Origin of the sequence: Pseudomonas sp. 3-2 (genome assembly GCF_019710535.1) — a bacterium.
GTDB classification, from domain to species: Bacteria; Pseudomonadota; Gammaproteobacteria; order Pseudomonadales; family Pseudomonadaceae; genus Aquipseudomonas; species Aquipseudomonas pharyngis.
The window spans coordinates 2,767,501-2,787,623 of record NZ_CP081200.1 but is presented as its reverse complement, the minus strand read 5'-3'; the positions used below and the strand labels follow the sequence as shown (position 1 = coordinate 2,787,623).

The window sequence follows — 20,123 nt, the reverse complement described above, 5'->3', positions numbered from 1 at the left end:
GCTCACCCCTCAACAACCCGCCCCGCAACCCACGCACGACTATACCCAAGCACTTTCCCCGCCAACCCCAGCGGAAAATGAATCACCCCATGTGCGGTTTCCGGCAACAGATGCACCTCCACTTCCGCCGCCCTGCCCCAACGCTCAGCCAACTCAAGCGTGTCATCCCTGAGCGGATCCAGTTGCGCAGCAAACATCAACGCTGGCGGAAAACCGGTGAAGTCACCGTACAGCGGTGACAACGGCGCCTGCCGGCGTTCTTCATCGTTCAATCCCGGAGTGAGCATTTGCAGCGCTTCAACCATCCCCGGCCCGTCCAGCAGCAAGGTATCGGGCCCGGCGTTGCGTACGCTGGGGGTTCCGCTCAGGTCGTAGACGCCGTAATACAGCAGCGCCCCGCTCACCCGTTCGAGCAGGTCCGGCCACTGTTTGAGTTGCAGCAGGGTCGCGGCGGCGAGGTGGCCGCCTGCCGACTCGCCCACGACGATGACGGGCAGGTTCGCAAACTCGCGGCAGTCATCGCTCAGCAGCCAGCGGGCCGCCGTGAGGCAGTCCTGCATGACGCCCTCGATCGGAGTCGAGACCACAAGCCGATAATCGACCGAGACCACTGCCACGTCGCAGGCTTTCACCATGGCGATATTGAGGGGGTCGTTCATCTGCGCGTTGCCGATGACCCAGCCGCCGCCATGGAAATCCAGCACTACGCCTTTGGCCTTTGTCTTTGGCCGAATAATCCGCACCGGCACTGATGCGCCGTCGACACCCACCACTTTTCGTTCGGCCTCGAGCCCGTGCTTGAGCAACTTTCTTGCGCCGCCCAATTGGCTTAGGCGCAACAGCAACTGAATCGCCCGTGGCGTGATGCGATTGCGGATGCGAAATCGCGGCAGCCGGGCAAGCTTGCGGTTGAACGCGCGCAATTGCGCCAACTCGTTATCGTCTGCGGGCCAACGGGTTGATGTCTTCATTTCGTCCTGGCTCATCGGCGGTTGTTGCGCAGGATATCAGCGGTTGCAGTCTGTTCCAGCCTGGATGCCTGGAGCTACGCAAAAAGTTCATCGGCCGTCATCTCGCCCTGTTGATAGGAATAGGCAATGATCAAAGACAAACCGACATAGGTGAGTGTTTCTTCGATGGATACCATGAGCTGAAACCGCATTCACTGGAGCCCGTCATGACCACCACCAAAACCCTCTTCATCACCGGCGTCAGCAGCGGCTTCGGCCACGCGCTGGCCAAGGAAGCGCTGGCTGCCGGCCACCGCGTCATCGGCACCGTGCGCAACGAAGCCGACCTGCAAGCCTTTCAGGCGCTGTCCAGCGGCAACGCGTACGGCGTGCTGCTGGATGTCACGGACTTCGACCGGATTGAGGGTGTCGTGGCGACTGTGGAAGCGACCCACGGTCCGGTCGATGTGCTGATCAACAACGCCGGCTACGGCCACGAAGGCATTTTCGAGGAGTCGCCACTGGAGGACATGCGCCGCCAGTTCGACGTGAATGTGTTCGGCGCGGTCGCGGTGACCAAGGCGTTTGTGCCGTTCTTTCGCCAGCGGCGGGCGGGCCATATTCTCAATATCACGTCGATGGGCGGCACAATCACCATGCCGGGTATCGCGTACTACTGCGGCAGCAAGTTTGCGCTCGAAGGCATCTCCGATACCCTGAGCAAGGAACTGGCGCCGTTCAATATCTTCGTGACCGCCGTCGCACCGGGTTCATTTCGGACCGACTGGGCCGGTCGTTCGATGCAGCGCACGCCGCGCAGCATCGCCGACTATGACGCCAGTTTCGATCCGGTGCGCAAGGCCCGCGAAGACAAAAGCGGCAAGCAACTCGGTGATCCGCGCAAAGCGGCGCTGGCGATGTTGCAGATCATCGCCAGCCCTGCTCCGCCAGCGCATCTGTTGCTGGGCAGCGATGCATTGAACCTGGTGCGCGACAAGCTGAAACGTGCCGCCAGCGAGATCAATCAATGGGAAACGCTGAGCCGCTCCACCGACCATTGAACGGCCCACAGAGAGAACCCGATGAAACAGGCCGACCCAGGCACGTCGCGCATGGTGCAGCTCATGGAGACGCTGGCACCGGTCGAAGGCTATAACCTCAGTGCGTTGGAGGGCGTGCGCTTCCTGCGCTCGAACCGACCACTGACCCGCACGCCGGTGCTGTACGACCCCGGCATCGTGATTCTCTGTCAGGGACAGAAACGCGGGTATCTGGGCGATGACATCTACGTCTATGACGCCCAGCACTACCTGGTGGTGTCGGTTCCGATTCCCTTCACCATGGAGACCGATGCCTCGGAAGCCGAACCGATGCTCGCGATTTATATGCAACTCGATTTCCAGGTGGCCAGCGAGTTGATGCAGCAAGTGGATGAGGTTCACGGCCCGAGCGATGCTCAACCAAAAGGCATGTTCGCCTCGCCGATGGGCGACCGCCTGCGCGCATCGACACTGCGCTTTCTCGAAGCCATGAGTATTGCGGGTGAGGCGCAGATATTGGGGCCGTCGCTGTTGCGGGAAATCTACTACCGCATCCTGACCGGCGAACAAGGCGGCTCGATGCGCGCCGCACTCAATCGGCAAGGGCACTTCGGCAAGGTGACGCGGGCGATCCGCAAGATCCACAGCAGCTATCAGGAGCGTCTTGACGTCGAGCAACTGGCCCGCGAAGCGAGCATGAGCGTGCCCAGTTTTCACCTGCATTTTCGCAGCGTGACGGACGCCTCGCCCATGCAATACCTGAAGTCGACGCGCCTGCATCAGGCGCGTCTGCTGATGTTGCGCCACGCCATGACTGCGTCAGCGGCGGCGTTCAGTGTCGGCTATGAAAGCGCTTCGCAGTTCAGCCGCGAGTTCAAACGTTTTTTCGGCCGAACGCCGCAAGCAGAGATCGAGTGGATGAAGGCAACGTATGCGTTGCCTGCGCCGACGTCGGCCTCGGATTATGTTTCGTCGCATTAGCCGATCAAGCCTCTACAGGTGACTGCGGGCTGTCGGGGTCCAGTTGCCGACGGCGGAACTGTCCAGGTGGCTGGCCGTGAATCTGGCGAAAACGCCGGGAGAAGTAAGCTTCATCCGCAAAACCACACAGCCTCGCCACCTCGCCCACTGGCCGGGTTCCATTGAGCAGGTAATTGCGCGCCGCGTGCATTCTGCGTTCCAGCACCAGCTCGGTGAAGGTCTTGCCGATTTCCTTGCGCAGCCAGTGCGTGAGATAGGTCGGTGACAGAAAGGTCGCCGCCGCCACCTTGATCAGATTGAGATCGGGGTCGGCAATGTTCTTGCGCAGATACTCGAACATCCGGCTCAGTGCATCCCGTCGACTGGCCTGTGCTGCGTTTTCTTCCGCCAGGCGCTTGAGCGGTTCGGCATACAGGACGCACACCTTGCCCACCAGTTGCAGCAGCAATCCCTTGAGCACTTCGCGTGTACCGAACTGACGATTCTCGTCCAGTCTGCGCATCTGTTCGATCAAGTCACAGACCTCGTTGAAATCCTCACTCCCCAGAATGAAATCCAGATGTTCCTGAAAGCGGAACGGCGACAGTTCTGGCGCCAGGAGAATCGATACCTCCTCCAGATCCATCGGGTCGCACTGCAAATGCGGCAACAGAAAGGTCTGGGAAAAGTTGATCACCATGAAATTGCTGTCCACCGGATGCGGGATCACGTGCACACGGTGCGGCAGGATGAATGCCAGTGCGTTACGCGGAAACGGACGAACCGCGTTGCCAATGTGCTGCACCGTGTCGCCACCGAGGTTGATCTGGATCTGGAAGTATTCGTGTCGGTGCGGGCCAGTCTCGGCGCGGCGACCTTTTTTGTCACGAATGTAGAAATCCATCATCTCGCTGCGTTGCTGCATGACGTAGGTGGGCACACGGCATTGTGACGTCATTTGTTGAGCATCCTCGACAGGTACTTGGGCAGGTTTTCCTGGCGTTACCGAGTTATCGGCGAGGTCCATCTTGAAGGTTCGGCGCCGGCCCTTCAAGCAGTCATACGATGACACCAGACTCAGTGTTTTTTCTACACCGCCACTGCCAATGATCCCTGTCCAAAAAACGCGACCGCAAAGTCATTGTTTTTTCCGTTTAAAAACAGTCGGATAGAAGGCAAACCAGAGAGCATCTGGAAAATTCACTGTGTGGATTTTTTTGGACAGGTTTATCCGACGCGCCCTTCTCCGGAAAAAATGATCTAACACCTTGATTGATTTCGAGAGGTTGTACGACCACTGTATTTCCCACGCCCAACCTCTTTCAAAAACAACAGAAGGTGCGCACGTCATGAATCCGCTATTGCTCCCCGCCGCCCCTCCCCAGCCTTTACCGACGATGCCAGCCGGAAGACGTCCCTGAACGTCTGACCCTGGCCGTTTTGTGCCATTCGTTTCAACTTTCGATTGCCTTGCCTGCGGACAGCGGGCAACGGCGTCGGCTGTCCGAAAACAACTCGACACTTCTAACAATAACGAGGTCCACTCATGTCGAATTCGCACACCTCTCAAACCACCGCGCCCCCTTTGATTGCCGCCGACAGGGACGCCGTGTCATCCCGGCGACTGCCGACGCGGCGACGCTGGTTCATGCTCTCGCTGCTGCTGATTGCGACGATCATCAATTACATCGACCGGGTGAACATCTCGATCGCCGCCCCGTTCATGGCCAAGGACCTGGGCCTGGACAAGATTGAAATGGGGCTGATCTTCTCTGCCTTTGCCTGGACCTACGCACTCGCTCTGGTGCCGGCCGGATTTATCGCCGACCGCTTCGGCTCACGCTTCACCTATGGGGTTTCACTGATCAGTTGGTCGACCGTCACGGTGTTTCAAGGCTTCGCCACGGGATTCGCTTCGCTGTTCGGCCTGCGCCTGGCCGTCGGGGCGATGGAAGCGCCGGCATTTCCGGCCAACAGCCGTGCGGTGACTGTGTGGTTCCCGGCGCGGGAACGGGGCCTGGCCAGCAGCATTTACGTCTGCGGGCAGTACCTGGGCACGGCACTGTTTACCGGTGCCCTGCTGTGGCTGGCCACAACCTTTGACTGGCGCCATGTCTTCTACAGCACCGGCGCGCTTGGCATCGTCTTTGGTGTGCTGTGGCTGTATCTGTATCGCGATCCGCTGAACTGCAAGAAGGTCAGCAAAGAAGAGTTGAAATACATCGAGGCCGGCGGCGGGCTGGTCAAGAGCAGCCAGGAACGCACCCGTTTCAACTGGCGGCAGATCGCCGAGCTGTTCAGCTATCGCCAGGTCTGGGCCATTTGCATCGGCAAGTTCGCCAGCACCTCGGCGCTGTACTTCTTCCTCACCTGGTTCCCGACCTATCTGATTGAAGAACGCCATCTGACCACGATCAAGGCCGGGATCTTTGCCGTGATGCCCTTCGTGGGCGCAACGGTCGGCATCCTGCTCGCCGGCATCGTGTCCGACCTGTTGATCCGTCGTGGTTATTCAATGTCTTTCGCCCGGAAATTGCCGCTGGTGGTCGGGTCGATGCTGGGCATGTCGATCGTGCTGGTGAACTTCACTGACTCGAACGTCATCTGCATCGCCGTGCTGACCATTGCCTTTTTCGCTCAGGGCATCGCGTCGTCTTCGTGGGCGGCGGTGTCGGAGGTGGCGCCCAAGGAACTGATCGGGCTGACCGGCGGGATCACCAGCCTGGCCGCCAACATCGGCGGCATTGTGACCCCGATCGTGATCGGCGCCATCGTCCACGCCACCGGCTCGTTCGCCTGGGCGTTCTGGTTCATCGGTGCCGTGGCGCTGATCGGCACTCTCTCCTACTCATTGCTGCTCGGTCGCCTGTACCGCATCGAGTTGAAAACGCGCTGAAGCCAGAACAACTGTTTTCTCCAATTGGAGGCGGCTTTCGTCCAACTTCGCCAGCGATTGCCGCCGTACGCTGCACTCTCACACAGGACTTCCAGCAGGATGAACATGACCGAATACGTCTTTACCCCGGATCTGCCAGTGACCTTGCCGATTGTCGGCAGCGAGCAACGCTTTCCCGTCGGACGCGTGTTCTGCGTCGGCCGCAACTACCCGTGGCCGGACACCCTGGGCCAGCCGCGCCAGCCACCGGTGTTCTTCATGAAACCGGCAAGCAGCGTGGTGGACGCTGCCGGCGAAGTGATCTTCCCGTCACTGACCGAAGAGTTTGCCCATGAAATCGAGCTGGTCGTGGCCATCGGCGAAGGCGGCGCGCAGATCCCAGAGAGCCAGGCGCTGGCCTATGTCTGGGGCTACGCCGCCGGACTGGACCTGACCCGTCGTGACGTACAGCGCCTGGCCAAGCGCGACGGCTTGCCATGGGAAGGTGCCAAGGTGTTTGACGGCGCCGCACCGATGACCGCCATTGTGCCGGTCACCCGGACCGGTCGGCTCGAAGGGGAATTATGGTTGAGCGTGAACGGTGAAGAACGCCAGCGCGATCGTCTCGACAGCCAGATCTGGTCGGTGAGTGAAGTCATCAGCCGTATCTCGCAATCCGTAACACTCAAGGCCGGCGACCTGATCATGACCGGCAGCCCCGCCGGCGTCGATGTCTTGCAACCCGGCGACGTCATCAGCGCCGGGATCGACGGCATTGGCCAACTCGAAATGCGCGTCGGCCCACGGCCTTGAGTCTGTCCTTAAGTGATTGGAAAAAAGGAGAACAACAAGATGTCTGACACTCAATCTTTGAAAGTTGCCCTGGTGACCGGCGCCGGCAGCGGGATCGGCCGTTCCGTAGCCCTGGGCCTGCTGGCCGACGGATACACCCTGGTGCTGGCCGGGCGCCGGCCCGAACCCTTGCAGGCCTTGGTTGATCTGGCGGCCAGCGAAGGCCGCGAAGCGCTGGCGGTTCCCACCGATGTACGCGACCCCGCCAGTGTCGATCAGCTGTTTGCAACCATTGCCGAAGTCTACGGACGCCTGGACGTGGTCTTCAACAACGCCGGGGTCAATGCCCCTGCCGTGCCGCTGGATGAACTGACGTTCGAGCAGTGGCGAAACGTGATCGACACCAACCTCAACGGGGTTTTTCTCTGCGCCCGTGGCGCGTTCGGGCTCATGCGCCGGCAACAGCCCCAAGGCGGACGCATCATCAACAACGGTTCGATTTCGGCACACACCCCGCGTCCTTTCAGCAGCGCATACACCGCCAGCAAACACGCGGTATTGGGATTGACCAAATCACTGGCGCTGGATGGTCGGGAATTCAATATCGCCTGCAGCCAGATCGATATCGGCAATGCCTTGACCGAAATGTCGGTGCGCATGACCAAAGGCGTGCGCCAGGCCAATGGCAGCATCGCCGTGGAGCCGATGGTCGACGTCAAGCATGTCGCCGACGCCGTGCGCTACATCGCCGGGCTGCCCCTGTCGGCCAACGTCCTGAACATGACCGTCATGGCCACTGCCATGCCGTTTGCCGGCCGCGGTTAAGCCGGCTTTTTTATTGCGTAAGTGAGGTTTACATGAAGCCAGAAGTCTTGCAGCTGAGCCCGATCCTGATTCCGCAAATCAATGCCCGTCTCGGCGAACTGTTCACGATCAGGCGTTATTTCGAGCAGGCCGACAAAGCGGCGTATTTGCAGGAACACGGCGCCAACATTCGCGGCGTCATCACGGGTGGGCACACGGGCATCAGCCAGGCGTTGATGGCGCAATTACCCAAACTGGAAGTGGTGGCGGTCAACGGTGTCGGCACCGATGCGGTTGATCTGGCCTACGCCAGGGATCGCGGAATCCGCGTGACCGCGACCATCGGCGCACTGACCGAAGACGTGGCCGACCTGGCCATCGGCTTGCTGATCGCTGTGTGCCGTGGGCTGTGTACCAGTGACCGTTACGTGCGCTCGGGCCAGTGGCCGCAGAGCCCGACGCCACTGGCCCCGCTGCCTTTGGCGCGGCAGGTGTCCGGCATGCGGATCGGCATCGTGGGCATGGGTCGGGTCGGCCGAGCGGTCGCCACCCGGGCGGCCGCGTTTGGCTGTCCGATCAGCTACACCGATCTGCAACCGATGAGCGATGTCAGCCACACCTTCATCGCCGACCTCAAGCAACTGGCCCGCAACAGTGATGCGCTGATTCTCGCGGCGGCCGCCGACAAGGCCGAAGCCATCATCGATGCCTCCGTGCTGCAGGCCCTGGGCAAGGGCGGCTACCTGATCAACGTCGCCCGAGGAAAACTGGTCAACGAAACCGATCTGGTGGCGGCCCTGACGGCCGGTGAGATCGCGGGTGCGGCACTGGATGTTTTCGTCGACGAGCCCAACGTGCCTGAAGCCTTGTTTGCCCAGGAACAAGTGGTGCTGCAACCGCATCGCGCCAGCGCGACCCTGCAGACCCGCACCCGCATGGGCGAGATGGTCGTGGCGAGCCTGGTGGACAGTTTTGCCGGAAAGACTCCGCAAGGGTGTGTGACCGGCTGAGCCTTACAGTCATCGGGGGCCGCAGCCCCCGATGACAGATTCCAGCCCCCAACTACAACGTGTAAGAAATGCCGACCTGCACCGTTCTCGGTGCCCCCGGATAGGCGTAGACGTTACCGAATGCGCCCTCGTCGTAGTCCCGGTCAAAGAGGTTCTTCAGGTCGAGATTGACACGTACCTTGTCATTGACCTTGTAGTAGCTCAGCAGGTCGACAACGGTATAGCTCCCCATCGAGAACGCGGTGTTCGCCGTTTGCCCCGCGCGCTCATCGACATATTTGAGGCCTGTTCCCAGACCCAGACCACTGAGGGCACCGTCCTGGAACTCATAGACATTGAGCAGGCTGAAGCTGTTTTTCGGGATGTTCATCAGTCGCGTGCCGGAGCGGATCACGTTGTCCTTGGTCACCTCGGCATCGACGTAGGCGTACCCCCCGATGACACGCCACTCGGGGGTCAGGTTGCCGGCGACATTGAGGTCAAATCCTCGGCTGCGCACTTCCCCGGCAGCCACGCTGAAAGTCGAGTCCACCGGGTCAGTGGTCAGGACATTGCGCTTTTCAATCTGATAGATCGCCGCGTCGACGCTCAACTGATGATCCAGCGCCTCCCATTTGATCCCCATCTCCCAGGATTTGCCTTTCTCCGGTTCAAAGCCGCCACCCTGGCGACTCGCGCCGGTATTGGGTTTGAAAGAACGCGCGGTGTCCGCGTAGACCGCGAGGGCGTCGGTCAGGTCGTAGGTCACACCGACGCGGGGCGTGACGGCATTGTCACTGGCCTGCCAGTTCTTGCCGCCGGGCACGTAGGTTTCGTAGTCGTGTTCGAAGCGTTCGAAACGTGCGCCGGCCAGAACTTTCAGCCGATCGGTCAGGGCCACCTGGTCCTGTACGAACGCGGCGTAGGTCTTGAGATTTTCCTTGTCGTGGGTCGGGGTGCGCGTCAGTGCCGGACGAGGCTGCCCATAGACCGGATTGAAGATGTCGATCGGATACGCACTTACCGCGCCGCTGGAGCGCTGGATGATCGACTGGTAGTCGTAGTCCTCGTATTCGATACCGGTCAGCAATGTGTGCTGCAGGCCGCCCGTGGAGAAGTGACCGGTCAGGTTGAGTTGGGTGTCCTTGTCCGTCCACTCCAGCTTGCGGTAGTTGAAATTTCGTCCCAGGGTCCGGCCGTCGGCGGCAATGCCGTTGGCTTCGATGGCATTGCCCTGCAAGGTTCCGTCGAGCCACTGGAAGCCACCGCCAAGCGTCCAGTCTTCATTGAGCACATGCTCGAAGCGCAATTGCGCCATGTTGTTGTCGTTGTGCAACTTGCCAGCGTCCGGTTCACCGAAAAAGGTGTCGCGGGAGGCGGTGCCGATCTGCCGTGGATAACGCGTCGCGCCCCGGTCCAGCGGATGGTTGTTGCGCATGAAGTCACCCTCGAAGATCACTCGGGTGTCATCGCTGGCTTGCCAGGTCAGTACCGGGGTCACGCCGTAGCGTTCGGTTTCGACGTGATCGCGGAAGGTATCGCCGCCCTCGCCCACCACGTTCAGGCGATAGGCCAGACGCCCCTCTTCATCAAGCGGGCCGGAAGCATCCAGCGTACCCCGCCGCATGCCTTGGTCATTCAACTGGCTGCCGAGTGTGACCGTGCGCTCGGGCAACGGTTGTTTGGAAACGACATTGAAGGTCCCGCCCGGATCGCCACGACCGTAGAGCATGGTCGCCGGCCCGCGCAGGACCTCAAGACGCTCGATGGTGTTGGCATCCGGCATGTTCGGATAACCGCGGTTGATCGGGAAACCATTGCGGTAGAACTCGCCGGTGGTGAATCCGCGCACGGTGAACGTGGTCAGTCCCTGGCCGCCGAAATTGTTGGCTCGCCCTACTCCGCCCGCGTAATCCAGTGCGTCCTGCAGCCGAGTGGCGCCGATGTCTTCGACCGCATCTTTGGTGACGACACTGATCGACTGCGGGGTTTCATGGATCGAGGTATCGGTCCGCGTGGCACTGGCCGAACGGGTCGCGCGATATCCGTGTACCGGGCCGTCCGCTCTTTCGTAATCCGCGGTACCGACCACATCGGTTGCCTCCAGCTCCAGCACTGACGCCGTTGAATCGGATGGCTCGGCCCACGCAAAGGGAGACAACGTTTGCAACACACAGATGGACAGCAGAGTTCGACGCATGGGGGAGAACCTTACAGATAGGCCAGAACGAAGGGGATAACTGCCAGCAAAACGCGGCGGATGGTATACCACCCGCCGCGCAATTGATAGGCATTCCCATTCGTTTGTGCAACTGACTCTCGACCGCTTGCGTCTATTGCTTTCTCACACGCTCAACAGGCGTTTCGTAGTCGCCATCGACGTACTCAACGACTGTCCTGTGCGTTGCAGTTTGTTCAGCAAACTGGCCCCCAGCCACAGCTGATACAGCGTTTCGGCCAGTTGTCGGGCATCGCCCTGTGGCAGGCTTTTTTCGACCTGGCCCTGTTCGATGCACTCGGTGATGCGCGCCACCACTCGCTCGGCACCATCACGCAAGGTCAGGCGCATGGTTTCGGAAAGGTCAGCCACCTCGGCACTGAGTTTCACCACCAGGCATTCGTCGCCATGGCCTTCCAGGGTGCAGCGATCCTGCCAGCCCTGCCAGTAATCCATCAGCCGTTCGTGGGCGCTCAGGCCGGGCAGCGTCAGGCGTCGCTCCATGTCGGCCAGATAGTTGACGAAGTAATCCTCGAGCAAGGCCTGGCCGTACAGTTCCTTGGATTTGAAGTAGTGATAGAACGAGCCCTTGGGCACGCCGGCGGTCTGCAGGATCTCGTTCAGGCCAACACTGGTGAAGCCTTTCTCGGCCATCATCCGGTGGCCGGTGTCGAGCAAATGTTGGCGGGTGTCGTCGTAGGTCGGTTTCATGGGGCACGAATTACCAGGCAATAGACCAGTCGTTTATCTCAAAGGAACGCGAGTTTGCCACACCTGTCCATGAAAAAGCTTTAGAGAAAAAATTACTAGACGACTGGTCTAATTGGAAACTATGCTGCGCCCCGACAAACCTTTTCCCGGTGTCGATCCTGCGCGAATCCCTTGCTCATGAACGCCGCCAGACCTACCCAGGGTGCTCTATGAAAATCTTGATGGTTTTGACTTCCCACGATCAACTCGGCAACACCGGCAAGAAAACCGGCTTCTGGCTCGAAGAGTTCGCCGCCCCCTACTACGCCTTCAAGGACGCCGGCGCCGACGTCACCCTGGTTTCGCCCGCCGGCGGTCAGCCACCGCTGGATCCGAAGAGCGACGAGCCCGATGCTCAGACGGCTGAAACCGATCGCTTCCGCCAGGATCCTGCGGCCCAGCAGGCACTGGCGAACACCGGCCGCTTGGCCGATGTCCGCGCCGAAGATTTCGATGCCGTGTTTTATCCAGGTGGCCATGGCCCGCTCTGGGACCTGGCCGAAGACAAGCATTCGATTGCCCTGATCGAAGCCTTCGCGCGCAGCAACAAGCCCCATGGCTTCGTCTGCCATGCGCCGGGGGTGCTGCGTCATGTCGTCGACGCAGAAGGTAAACCGCTGATCCAGCACCGCGAAGTGACCGGTTTCACCAATTCCGAAGAAGCAGCCGTCGGTTTGACGGACGTAGTGCCGTTCCTGATCGAAGACGAGTTCCAGCGTCTTGGCGGTCGCTATTCCAAAGTTGCGGATTGGCAGGTTCATGTGGTGACTGATGGAAAACTGGTCACCGGCCAGAATCCTGCCAGCTCGGCGGCTGTCGCCGAACAACTGTTGAAACTGCTCGGCTGAGGCGTCACTCCGCTCCTTCAGCTTGATTCGAACACCGTGTGCGTGTTGCACGGTGTTCTTTTTTTCGCCCACCAAATAGTCGACTGGTCTAATAAACCCGTGGACAGGATGCATCCATGAACAACAGCCGTTTCTTCACCCCGGCCACCCTTGGCCACCACACTCTGAAAAACCGCATAGTCCTGCCGCCCCTCACCCGCCAGCGCAGCACCCAACCGGGCAATGTCGCCAATGAATTGATGGCCGAGTATTACCAGCAACGTGCCGGTGCCGGTTTGCTGGTGACTGAAGGCACCCAGATCGAACCCCGTGGCCAGGGTTACGCCTGGACCCCGGGCATTCATACACCTGAGCAAATTGCCGGTTGGCGCAAGGTCACCGAGGCTGTCCACGCCAGTGACGGCGTGATTTTCGCGCAGTTATGGCATGTCGGTCGCGTCTCCCATAATGCCCTGCAACCCAATGGCGACGCCCCGGTGTCGGCCTCCGCCATCGCCACCGACCGGGTCAGTGTGTTCATCGAAACCGCGCCCGGTGTGGGCGCTCTGGTTCCGCCGTCCGCGCCTCGAGCGCTGACCACCGATGAAGTCCAGGAACTGGTTCAGCTGTACATCCGGGCGGCGCGCAATGCCATGGATGCCGGTTTCGACGGTATCGAGTTGCACTGCGCCAATGGCTACTTGGTGAACCAGTTCATCTCCGCCCACAGCAACCTGCGCACCGATCAATACGGCGGTTCGCTGCATAACCGTCTGCGCTTTCTGCGCGAAGTGGTGGGCGGCGTCGCCGAATGCATCGGCAAGGAAAAGGTCGGCGTGCGCTTCGCGCCGCTGTTCACCACCACCGATGAAGCGCGGACTTATCTGGGTATGGTCGAGGAAGACCCTCACACCACCTACATCGAAGCGATCAAGGTGCTGCAAGACGTCGGCATCGCCTACCTGTCCATCGCCGAAGCCGACTGGGACGACGCGCCAGTGATGCCGGAAACCTTCCGTCGAGCAGTACGCGACACCTTCAGCGGCGCGATCATCTACGCGGGCCGCTACAACGCCGAAAGCGGTGCGCGGTTGCTTGAATCCGGACTGGCGGACCTCGTGGCTTTCGGTCGCCCGTTCATGGCCAACCCGGACCTGCCCGCGCGGATCGCCAATGGCTGGCCGCTGAATTCGCTGAACCCGGCCACGGTGTATGGCGGCCATGCCGAAGGCTATGTGGATTACCCGGTGTACGGAGAGTAGCTCTCGCTGGCGACACTTTTGGCGAGCTGATTGCGGCCCGCCCCTTTGGCTTGATACAGCGCCTGATCTGCCGCAGCGATCAGGCCTTGTACCGTGTCCAGTTGCGATCCGGTGGCGGCCGCGATGCCGATACTCACACTCACTCGGCCGAATGGACTGGTCCGGTGAGCGATAGGCTCTTGCGCCAAGCGTTTCAGGATCATTTGCGCCACGACCGCTGCGCCGTCACTGTCGGTATCGGGCATGATCACCGCCATTTCTTCCCCCCCGTAACGCGCCACCAGGTCCGATGGTCTGCGCACGCAGGTCTCAAGCACCTTGGCCACCTGCTGCAGACAGGCATCGCCGGCAATGTGCCCTTCGGCGTCGTTGAACAGTTTGAAATAGTCGAGATCAATCATCAGCAACGCCAACGAAGTTGCGTCACGCTTCGCCCGGCGCGCTTCCATCGCCAGGGTCTGATCGAAACATCGCCGATTGGCCAGGCCTGTCAGCGCATCCTTCATTGCCAACAGCTCAAGTTGCCGGTTCGTGCCGAGCAGCTGTTGTTGAGTATCGCGCAACTCACCTTCCACCTGCGTCCGGCGACGAATATCCAGAATCAAAAACCAGCCGATAACACCGGTGAGACCCAGCAATGTGGTAACCACACCGATCGACAACAGCGCTTCAAATCGCCACGCCGCCAGGGCTTCGCGCTTACCGAGCGCAACCGTAGTGATCAGCGGCAGCGTTTCACTCTTGCGAAAGGCATAGAGCCGTTCCACGCCGTCGAGACTGGACGTGAAGGATGCAGTGCCAACCGATTTGTCCACCAGGTACTTCGCATAGATCGGCGAATTGGAGAAGTTGCGCCCCATGTCCTGTTCACGGAAAGGGTAACGGACCAGCAGCGTGCCATCGGTGTAGGACAAGCCAATGGCGCCCTCCTGCCCTATATCGAGCTGGCCGAACAGACGCAGAAAGTTTTCCACCCCAAGGGTGACCGACACCACACCGGCAAACTCTCCGCGATCGTCATTGAAACGCCGGCTGATCGTGATCACCCACTCCTGATTCGAACGACTGCGGATGGGCGGGCCGATGAAGGGCTCGCGAGATGGATCGTCACGGTGATGAATGAAATAGGCTCGGTCACTGCTGTTGGCACCGACAGGAATCGGCCGGTTGGATGACATCAACCAGTGACCTTTGTTGTCGTAAATAGTGATGCCACTGAGCTGCGGCATCAGCGGTCGCTGCCGGTTGATCAAAGTCTTGAGCCGTTCGATTTGCGCTGGGCCACTGCCTTCGGTTTCCAGACGTTCGACGAGTCCGAGCAGAAGCAGCGAGCTCTGCCGGACAATGCCCTCGGAATACGTCGCAAGTGCCTGCGTCAGGTTCAACCCGTGGACATTGACTTCATCCAGTGCTCGATCCCGAGAGCCCAGTATCTTCCAGATGGTCAGCGATGCCAGGGAACAGCCGATTACCAACAGCAAGAGCATTACAAGGTGAGTATCACGCTTCACTTCAGTACCTATGGAAAGTCCGGTTTCCGTCACCGCTATTATTTGATCGGGGCATTACATCGACCGCGCGTCCTTGTCAGCACGTCAGCCGCGGTGCTGTCGCTCTGGTTTTGCGCAAGAATCCGAAATGCCCCGGACGACGGCAGGCAACGCGAGGGTGTCTTGCCGTCCCTCGTCTCTAGACGATTTTCAAAGCCTTGAGAATCACCAGCGTACTCTCGGCAAACGCTTGAGCCTGCGCGGTCAATTCGGCAAGGTTTTCTTCCGCGGTGGTCAGGGCCCTGCCGTCCTTGAGGAGACCTTCGCCCTGGCCGCCGATGATGCCCCATGCCAACTGCGCCCATTCAGCCGGGTGCTTTTTGCCCTGCTTGATCGATATCAGAAACAGCTGCTGGAAGCGACTGACCGTCACCCCACCTCCGGTCACCGGACTCGCCAGGGTCTGAATCTTGTGGCCATACAACGAACGCTTGCAAAGCTGCAGGTTGAGGGTATTGCAGCGGGCCTGCACCAGTTTTTCGGCTGCTTCGCTCTGACACGGCGCCACGGCCCCCATGCCGATCAATACGTTGAGAGCCTGTTCCACATCGCCATAAGCCAGCGAGGTCAAAAGATCCAGCAAATGCCGCAAGGTCTTCGGCACATAGGCGTCATCCGCCAGTGCTGCGAGTACCGGGCCATAAATCTCTGCCTGCAGCGTCGCTGCGCCTGCCGGACCGGTGACGTTGGCCGGCACGCTGTCGGCTGCCTGCAACAGGACGAAGCGCGTGCTGAGCATACGCTCGCGGTGCTCGGTAGCAGATAGTCTGTTGGCGCCGCGCACATAAAGGTCCCGGCGGAAACTCTGGTTCACAAAATAGTCGCGCGCCTGCTCACGCATGACCGGGTGCTCAATGCCTTCCAGAAAGTCCATGCCTTCGGCGGTCAGGTTGAGCGGATCGACGGAGTCCAGCGGCACGGCTGTCGTAACGTAATCAAGCTTGGCGGGGGCCAGGGCATCCACCACGTCGGTGAAATACATGCAGTTCCAATCGCGGTTGAAGTACTCATGGGCGACGTACTGGCGATCCTGGCCCTTGATGCTCTGCAGCTTGGCGTCCAACCCTGGCGCCGAGTTGGCATATTTAGGATTTGCAGCCAGCAGCGCTTCGGAAAACTGCAGCGCAGCGTCGATACGTTGATCAGGACGTGCAGAGGCCTGGCTGGCGAAACGGTCGTGCAGACTGAACAGTTGGCGCAAGGGTGCCTGGGGCGACCAGCCCGGGAAGCAGTTGTAGCTGACGTACAGCAGGCCACCAGGCTTGAGATGACGACGGGCGAATTCGACGATCAACTTGTGGTTATCGCGGCTGACCCAAGTCCAGATGCCATGCAGGCTGATACTGTCGAACTGAGGCAAATCATGACGGGCTAGCAACTGCTCGAAGCTGTCGTCATACAGTCGCGCATCGCTGCCCCAGTCGCTGGCCAGAGCAATGGCATGGGACGCCTGGCCTGGGTGAAAGTCGGTGCCGACATAAGAGCCCGGATTACCCGCCGCATGGATGTTGATCGAAACACCCTGACCAAAACCAAGCTCACAGTGGTAGCCGTCGCTACTCTCCAGCGTGGCGAATCCGCGCAACAGCAGACAATAACGCTGGAAAACCGGATTGATTTCCCGGCTATAACTGTAGGTGTAGCCTTCGTCCGTGAAATATCCCTCGTTCCAAGCATTGCTCATGCGTGCACCCTTTTTCTTATATCGGAAGTGAAAGTCGCTCTTATACGGGGTAGCCATGGCGTATCACAAGAGGAAAGTGATCAGGCAAACGCCCTCCTGGATAAACACCTGCAGCGTCGCTTCCTCAAGAATCTAAATCGAGAAATGGCCGAGCCTTTTCCTGCAGGCAAAACAAAACCCCAACTGCTTTCGCAATTGGGGTTTCGGAATTTAATCTTGACGATGACCTACTCTCACATGGGGAAACCCCACACTACCATCGGCGATGCATCGTTTCACTTCTGAGTTCGGGATGGGATCAGGTGGTTCCAACGCTCTATGGTCGTCAAGAAATTCGGGTACTGACTCGTGACCGGATGGTCTCGCTTCAGCAAATTGGGTATGTGACAGCTGTCGGTGTTTTGTGAGCGTCGAACTTTCGGTTCATTTTCGTCTTCACACACCGCAATCTGGTCTCTTTCGAGTCTACAGATTGCTTGGGTGTTATATGGTCAAGCCTCACGGGCAATTAGTATTGGTTAGCTCAACGCCTCACAGCGCTTACACACCCAACCTATCAACGTCGTAGTCTTCGACGGCCCTTCAGGGAACTCAAGGTTCCAGTGAGATCTCATCTTGAGGCAAGTTTCCCGCTTAGATGCTTTCAGCGGTTATCTTTCCCGAACATAGCTACCCGGCAATGCCACTGGCGTGACAACCGGAACACCAGAGGTTCGTCCACTCCGGTCCTCTCGTACTAGGAGCAGCCCCTCTCAAATCTCAAACGTCCACGGCAGATAGGGACCGAACTGTCTCACGACGTTCTAAACCCAGCTCGCGTACCACTTTAAATGGCGAACAGCCATACCCTTGGGACCGGCTTCAGCCCCAGGATGTGATGAGCCGACATCGAGGTGCCAAACACCGCCGTCGATATGAACTCTTGGGCGGTATCAGCCTGTTATCCCCGGAGTACCTTTTATCCGTTGAGCGATGGCCCTTCCATACAGAACCACCGGATCACTAAGACCTACTTTCGTACCTGCTCGACGTGTCTGTCTCGCAGTCAAGCGCGCTTTTGCCTTTATACTCTACGACCGATTTCCGACCGGTCTGAGCGCACCTTCGTACTCCTCCGTTACTCTTTAGGAGGAGACCGCCCCAGTCAAACTACCCACCATACACTGTCCTCGATCCGGATAACGGACCTGAGTTAGAACCTCAAAGTTGCCAGGGTGGTATTTCAAGGATGGCTCCACGCGAACTGGCGTCCACGCTTCAAAGCCTCCCACCTATCCTACACAAGCAAATTCAAAGTCCAGTGCAAAGCTATAGTAAAGGTTCACGGGGTCTTTCCGTCTAGCCGCGGATACACTGCATCTTCACAGCGATTTCAATTTCACTGAGTCTCGGGTGGAGACAGCGCCGCCATCGTTACGCCATTCGTGCAGGTCGGAACTTACCCGACAAGGAATTTCGCTACCTTAGGACCGTTATAGTTACGGCCGCCGTTTACCGGGGCTTCGATCAAGAGCTTCGCGTTAGCTAACCCCATCAATTAACCTTCCGGCACCGGGCAGGCGTCACACCCTATACGTCCACTTTCGTGTTTGCAGAGTGCTGTGTTTTTAATAAACAGTCGCAGCGGCCTGGTATCTTCGACCGGCGTGGGCTTACGCAGCAAGTGCTTCACCCTCACCGGCGCACCTTCTCCCGAAGTTACGGTGCCATTTTGCCTAGTTCCTTCACCCGAGTTCTCTCAAGCGCCTTGGTATTCTCTACCCAACCACCTGTGTCGGTTTGGGGTACGGTTCCTGGTTATCTGAAGCTTAGAAGCTTTTCTTGGAAGCATGGCATCAACCACTTCGTCGCCTAAAGGCAACTCGTCATCAGCTCTCGGCCTTGAAACCCCGGATTTACCTAAGATTTCAGCCTACCACCTTAAACTTGGACAACCAACGCCAAGCTGGCCTAGCCTTCTCCGTCCCTCCATCGCAATAACCAGAAGTACAGGAATATTAACCTGTTTTCCATCGACTACGCTTTTCAGCCTCGCCTTAGGGACCGACTAACCCTGCGTCGATTAACGTTGCGCAGGAAACCTTGGTCTTTCGGCGTGGGTGTTTTTCACACCCATTGTCGTTACTCATGTCAGCATTCGCACTTCTGATACCTCCAGCAAGCTTCTCAACTCACCTTCACAGGCTTACAGAACGCTCCTCTACCGCATCACTTGCGTGATACCCGTAGCTTCGGTGTATGGTTTGAGCCCCGTTACATCTTCCGCGCAGGCCGACTCGACTAGTGAGCTATTACGCTTTCTTTAAAGGGTGGCTGCTTCTAAGCCAACCTCCTAGCTGTCTAAGCCTTCCCACATCGTTTCCCACTTAACCATAACTTTGGGACCTTAGCTGACGGTCTGGGTTGTTTCCCTTTTCACGACGGACGTTAGCACCCGCCGTGTGTCTCCCATGCTCGGCACTTGTAGGTATTCGGAGTTTGCATCGGTTTGGTAAGTCGGGATGACCCCCTAGCCGAAACAGTGCTCTACCCCCTACAGTGATACATGAGGCGCTACCTAAATAGCTTTCGAGGAGAACCAGCTATCTCCGAGCTTGATTAGCCTTTCACTCCGATCCACAGGTCATCCGCTAACTTTTCAACGGTAGTCGGTTCGGTCCTCCAGTCAGTGTTACCTAACCTTCAACCTGCCCATGGATAGATCGCCCGGTTTCGGGTCTATTCCCAGCGACTAGACGCCCTATTAAGACTCGCTTTCGCTACGCCTCCCCTATTCGGTTAAGCTCGCCACTGAAAATAAGTCGCTGACCCATTATACAAAAGGTACGCAGTCACAGAACAAAGTCTGCTCCCACTGCTTGTACGCATACGGTTTCAGGATCTATTTCACTCCCCTCTCCGGGGTTCTTTTCGCCTTTCCCTCACGGTACTAGTTCACTATCGGTCAGTCAGTAGTATTTAGCCTTGGAGGATGGTCCCCCCATATTCAGACAAAGTTTCTCGTGCTCCGTCCTACTCGATTTCATGACTAAGAGACTTTCGCGTACAGGGCTATCACCCACTATGGCCGCACTTTCCAGAGCGTTCCGCTAATCTCAAAGCCACTTAAGGGCTAGTCCCCGTTCGCTCGCCACTACTAAGGGAATCTCGGTTGATTTCTTTTCCTCAGGGTACTTAGATGTTTCAGTTCCCCTGGTTCGCCTCTTGCACCTATGTATTCAGTACAAGATAACCATCTTGTGATGGCTGGGTTCCCCCATTCAGACATCTCCGGATCAAAGTCTGTTTGCCGACTCCCCGAAGCTTTTCGCAGGCTACCACGTCTTTCATCGCCTCTGACTGCCAAGGCATCCACCGTATGCGCTTCTTCACTTGACCATATAACCCCAAGCAATCTGGTTATACTGTGAAGACGACATTCG

Annotated in this window: 14 protein-coding genes and 2 rRNA genes; 8 read left to right on the top strand and 8 right to left on the bottom strand. The window is 58.7% G+C overall.

The annotated features are described in order from the left end of the window. Positions 1 to 2: 2 nt before the first annotated feature. A complete protein-coding gene (locus tag K3819_RS12590) occupies positions 3 to 971 on the bottom strand; it encodes an alpha/beta hydrolase (RefSeq protein ID WP_221399683.1) in 969 nt (322 codons plus the stop codon). Positions 972 to 1,177: 206 nt separating this feature from the next. Here K3819_RS12590 and K3819_RS12585 point away from each other — a divergent pair, with 206 nt between their 5' ends. Next, positions 1,178 to 2,011, top strand: a complete 834-nt coding sequence (locus tag K3819_RS12585) for an oxidoreductase (RefSeq protein ID WP_221399430.1) — start codon at positions 1,178 to 1,180, stop codon at positions 2,009 to 2,011. 21 nt (positions 2,012 to 2,032) lie between these two features. After that, positions 2,033 to 2,971 (top strand): AraC family transcriptional regulator, encoded by a 939-nt coding sequence (locus tag K3819_RS12580; protein WP_221399429.1) that lies wholly within the window; start codon positions 2,033 to 2,035, stop codon positions 2,969 to 2,971. A 4-nt stretch (positions 2,972 to 2,975) separates the two neighbouring features. Here the strand turns inward: K3819_RS12580 and K3819_RS12575 are convergent, their stop codons facing one another. Further along, on the bottom strand, positions 2,976 to 3,908 hold the full coding sequence (locus K3819_RS12575; RefSeq protein ID WP_221399428.1) for an AraC family transcriptional regulator: 933 nt from the start codon (positions 3,906 to 3,908) through the stop codon (positions 2,976 to 2,978). A gap of 588 nt (positions 3,909 to 4,496) precedes the next feature. On the opposite strand from K3819_RS12575, the gene K3819_RS12570 reads away from it, so the two are divergent. The 4 genes from K3819_RS12570 (at position 4,497) to K3819_RS12555 (ending at position 8,431) form a co-directional block, all read left to right on the top strand. Then, positions 4,497 to 5,846: an MFS transporter gene (locus K3819_RS12570; protein ID WP_064595597.1), complete on the top strand. Its 1,350-nt coding sequence runs from the start codon at positions 4,497 to 4,499 to the stop codon at positions 5,844 to 5,846. 99 nt (positions 5,847 to 5,945) lie between these two features. Beyond that, positions 5,946 to 6,638, top strand: coding sequence for a fumarylacetoacetate hydrolase family protein (locus K3819_RS12565; protein WP_039771001.1), 693 nt, complete (start codon positions 5,946 to 5,948; stop codon positions 6,636 to 6,638). A gap of 39 nt (positions 6,639 to 6,677) precedes the next feature. Then, positions 6,678 to 7,442 (top strand): SDR family oxidoreductase, encoded by a 765-nt coding sequence (locus K3819_RS12560; RefSeq protein WP_085610192.1) that lies wholly within the window; start codon positions 6,678 to 6,680, stop codon positions 7,440 to 7,442. A 32-nt stretch (positions 7,443 to 7,474) separates the two neighbouring features. Further along, complete coding sequence (locus tag K3819_RS12555) at positions 7,475 to 8,431, top strand: 2-hydroxyacid dehydrogenase (protein ID WP_221399427.1); 957 nt, start codon at positions 7,475 to 7,477, stop codon at positions 8,429 to 8,431. Positions 8,432 to 8,483: 52 nt separating this feature from the next. Here K3819_RS12555 and K3819_RS12550 read toward each other — a convergent pair whose 3' ends face one another. Together K3819_RS12550 and K3819_RS12545 are read right to left on the bottom strand one after the other, a co-directional pair. Then, positions 8,484 to 10,610, bottom strand: a complete 2,127-nt coding sequence (locus tag K3819_RS12550) for a TonB-dependent siderophore receptor (protein WP_221399426.1) — start codon at positions 10,608 to 10,610, stop codon at positions 8,484 to 8,486. Between the two features lie 144 nt (positions 10,611 to 10,754). Then, complete coding sequence (locus K3819_RS12545; RefSeq protein ID WP_221399425.1) at positions 10,755 to 11,339, bottom strand: TetR/AcrR family transcriptional regulator; 585 nt, start codon at positions 11,337 to 11,339, stop codon at positions 10,755 to 10,757. Between the two features lie 209 nt (positions 11,340 to 11,548). Between K3819_RS12545 and K3819_RS12540 the strand changes: the two genes are divergently transcribed. Together K3819_RS12540 and K3819_RS12535 are read left to right on the top strand one after the other, a co-directional pair. Beyond that, positions 11,549 to 12,226, top strand: coding sequence for a type 1 glutamine amidotransferase domain-containing protein (locus K3819_RS12540; protein WP_085610184.1), 678 nt, complete (start codon positions 11,549 to 11,551; stop codon positions 12,224 to 12,226). Positions 12,227 to 12,342: 116 nt separating this feature from the next. Further along, complete coding sequence (locus K3819_RS12535; protein ID WP_221399424.1) at positions 12,343 to 13,467, top strand: alkene reductase; 1,125 nt, start codon at positions 12,343 to 12,345, stop codon at positions 13,465 to 13,467. Here the strand turns inward: K3819_RS12535 and K3819_RS12530 are convergent. The 4 genes from K3819_RS12530 to K3819_RS12515 all read right to left on the bottom strand — a co-directional run bounded on the left by K3819_RS12530 (position 13,446) and on the right by K3819_RS12515 (position 20,079). Continuing rightward, positions 13,446 to 14,978: a sensor domain-containing diguanylate cyclase gene (locus tag K3819_RS12530; protein ID WP_085610180.1), complete on the bottom strand. Its 1,533-nt coding sequence runs from the start codon at positions 14,976 to 14,978 to the stop codon at positions 13,446 to 13,448. The two genes, K3819_RS12535 and K3819_RS12530, sit on opposite strands and share 22 nt — an antisense overlap. Before the next feature lie 178 nt (positions 14,979 to 15,156). Further along, entirely contained in the window at positions 15,157 to 16,701 is a 1,545-nt protein-coding gene (locus K3819_RS12525) for a class I SAM-dependent methyltransferase (RefSeq protein WP_221399423.1), read from the bottom strand. Between the two features lie 214 nt (positions 16,702 to 16,915). Next, positions 16,916 to 17,031: ribosomal RNA gene (gene rrf, locus K3819_RS12520) — 5S ribosomal RNA — on the bottom strand. A gap of 157 nt (positions 17,032 to 17,188) precedes the next feature. Continuing rightward, positions 17,189 to 20,079, bottom strand: a 23S ribosomal RNA gene (locus K3819_RS12515). Positions 20,080 to 20,123: the final 44 nt, after the last annotated feature.

Excerpts from the sequence above, each read along its gene's own strand:
- K3819_RS12590 (WP_221399683.1), bottom strand. The coding sequence starts at position 971 with ATGAAGACATCAACCCGTTGGCCCGCAGACGATAACGAGTTGGCGCAA.
- K3819_RS12585 (WP_221399430.1), top strand. The coding sequence starts at position 1,178 with ATGACCACCACCAAAACCCTCTTCATCACCGGCGTCAGCAGCGGCTTC.
- K3819_RS12580 (WP_221399429.1), top strand. The coding sequence starts at position 2,033 with ATGAAACAGGCCGACCCAGGCACGTCGCGCATGGTGCAGCTCATGGAG.
- K3819_RS12575 (WP_221399428.1), bottom strand. The coding sequence starts at position 3,908 with ATGACGTCACAATGCCGTGTGCCCACCTACGTCATGCAGCAACGCAGC.
- K3819_RS12570 (WP_064595597.1), top strand. The coding sequence starts at position 4,497 with ATGTCGAATTCGCACACCTCTCAAACCACCGCGCCCCCTTTGATTGCC.
- K3819_RS12565 (WP_039771001.1), top strand. The coding sequence starts at position 5,946 with ATGAACATGACCGAATACGTCTTTACCCCGGATCTGCCAGTGACCTTG.
- K3819_RS12560 (WP_085610192.1), top strand. The coding sequence starts at position 6,678 with ATGTCTGACACTCAATCTTTGAAAGTTGCCCTGGTGACCGGCGCCGGC.
- K3819_RS12555 (WP_221399427.1), top strand. The coding sequence starts at position 7,475 with ATGAAGCCAGAAGTCTTGCAGCTGAGCCCGATCCTGATTCCGCAAATC.
- K3819_RS12550 (WP_221399426.1), bottom strand. The coding sequence starts at position 10,610 with ATGCGTCGAACTCTGCTGTCCATCTGTGTGTTGCAAACGTTGTCTCCC.
- K3819_RS12545 (WP_221399425.1), bottom strand. The coding sequence starts at position 11,339 with ATGAAACCGACCTACGACGACACCCGCCAACATTTGCTCGACACCGGC.
- K3819_RS12540 (WP_085610184.1), top strand. The coding sequence starts at position 11,549 with ATGAAAATCTTGATGGTTTTGACTTCCCACGATCAACTCGGCAACACC.
- K3819_RS12535 (WP_221399424.1), top strand. The coding sequence starts at position 12,343 with ATGAACAACAGCCGTTTCTTCACCCCGGCCACCCTTGGCCACCACACT.
- K3819_RS12525 (WP_221399423.1), bottom strand. The coding sequence starts at position 16,701 with ATGAGCAATGCTTGGAACGAGGGATATTTCACGGACGAAGGCTACACC.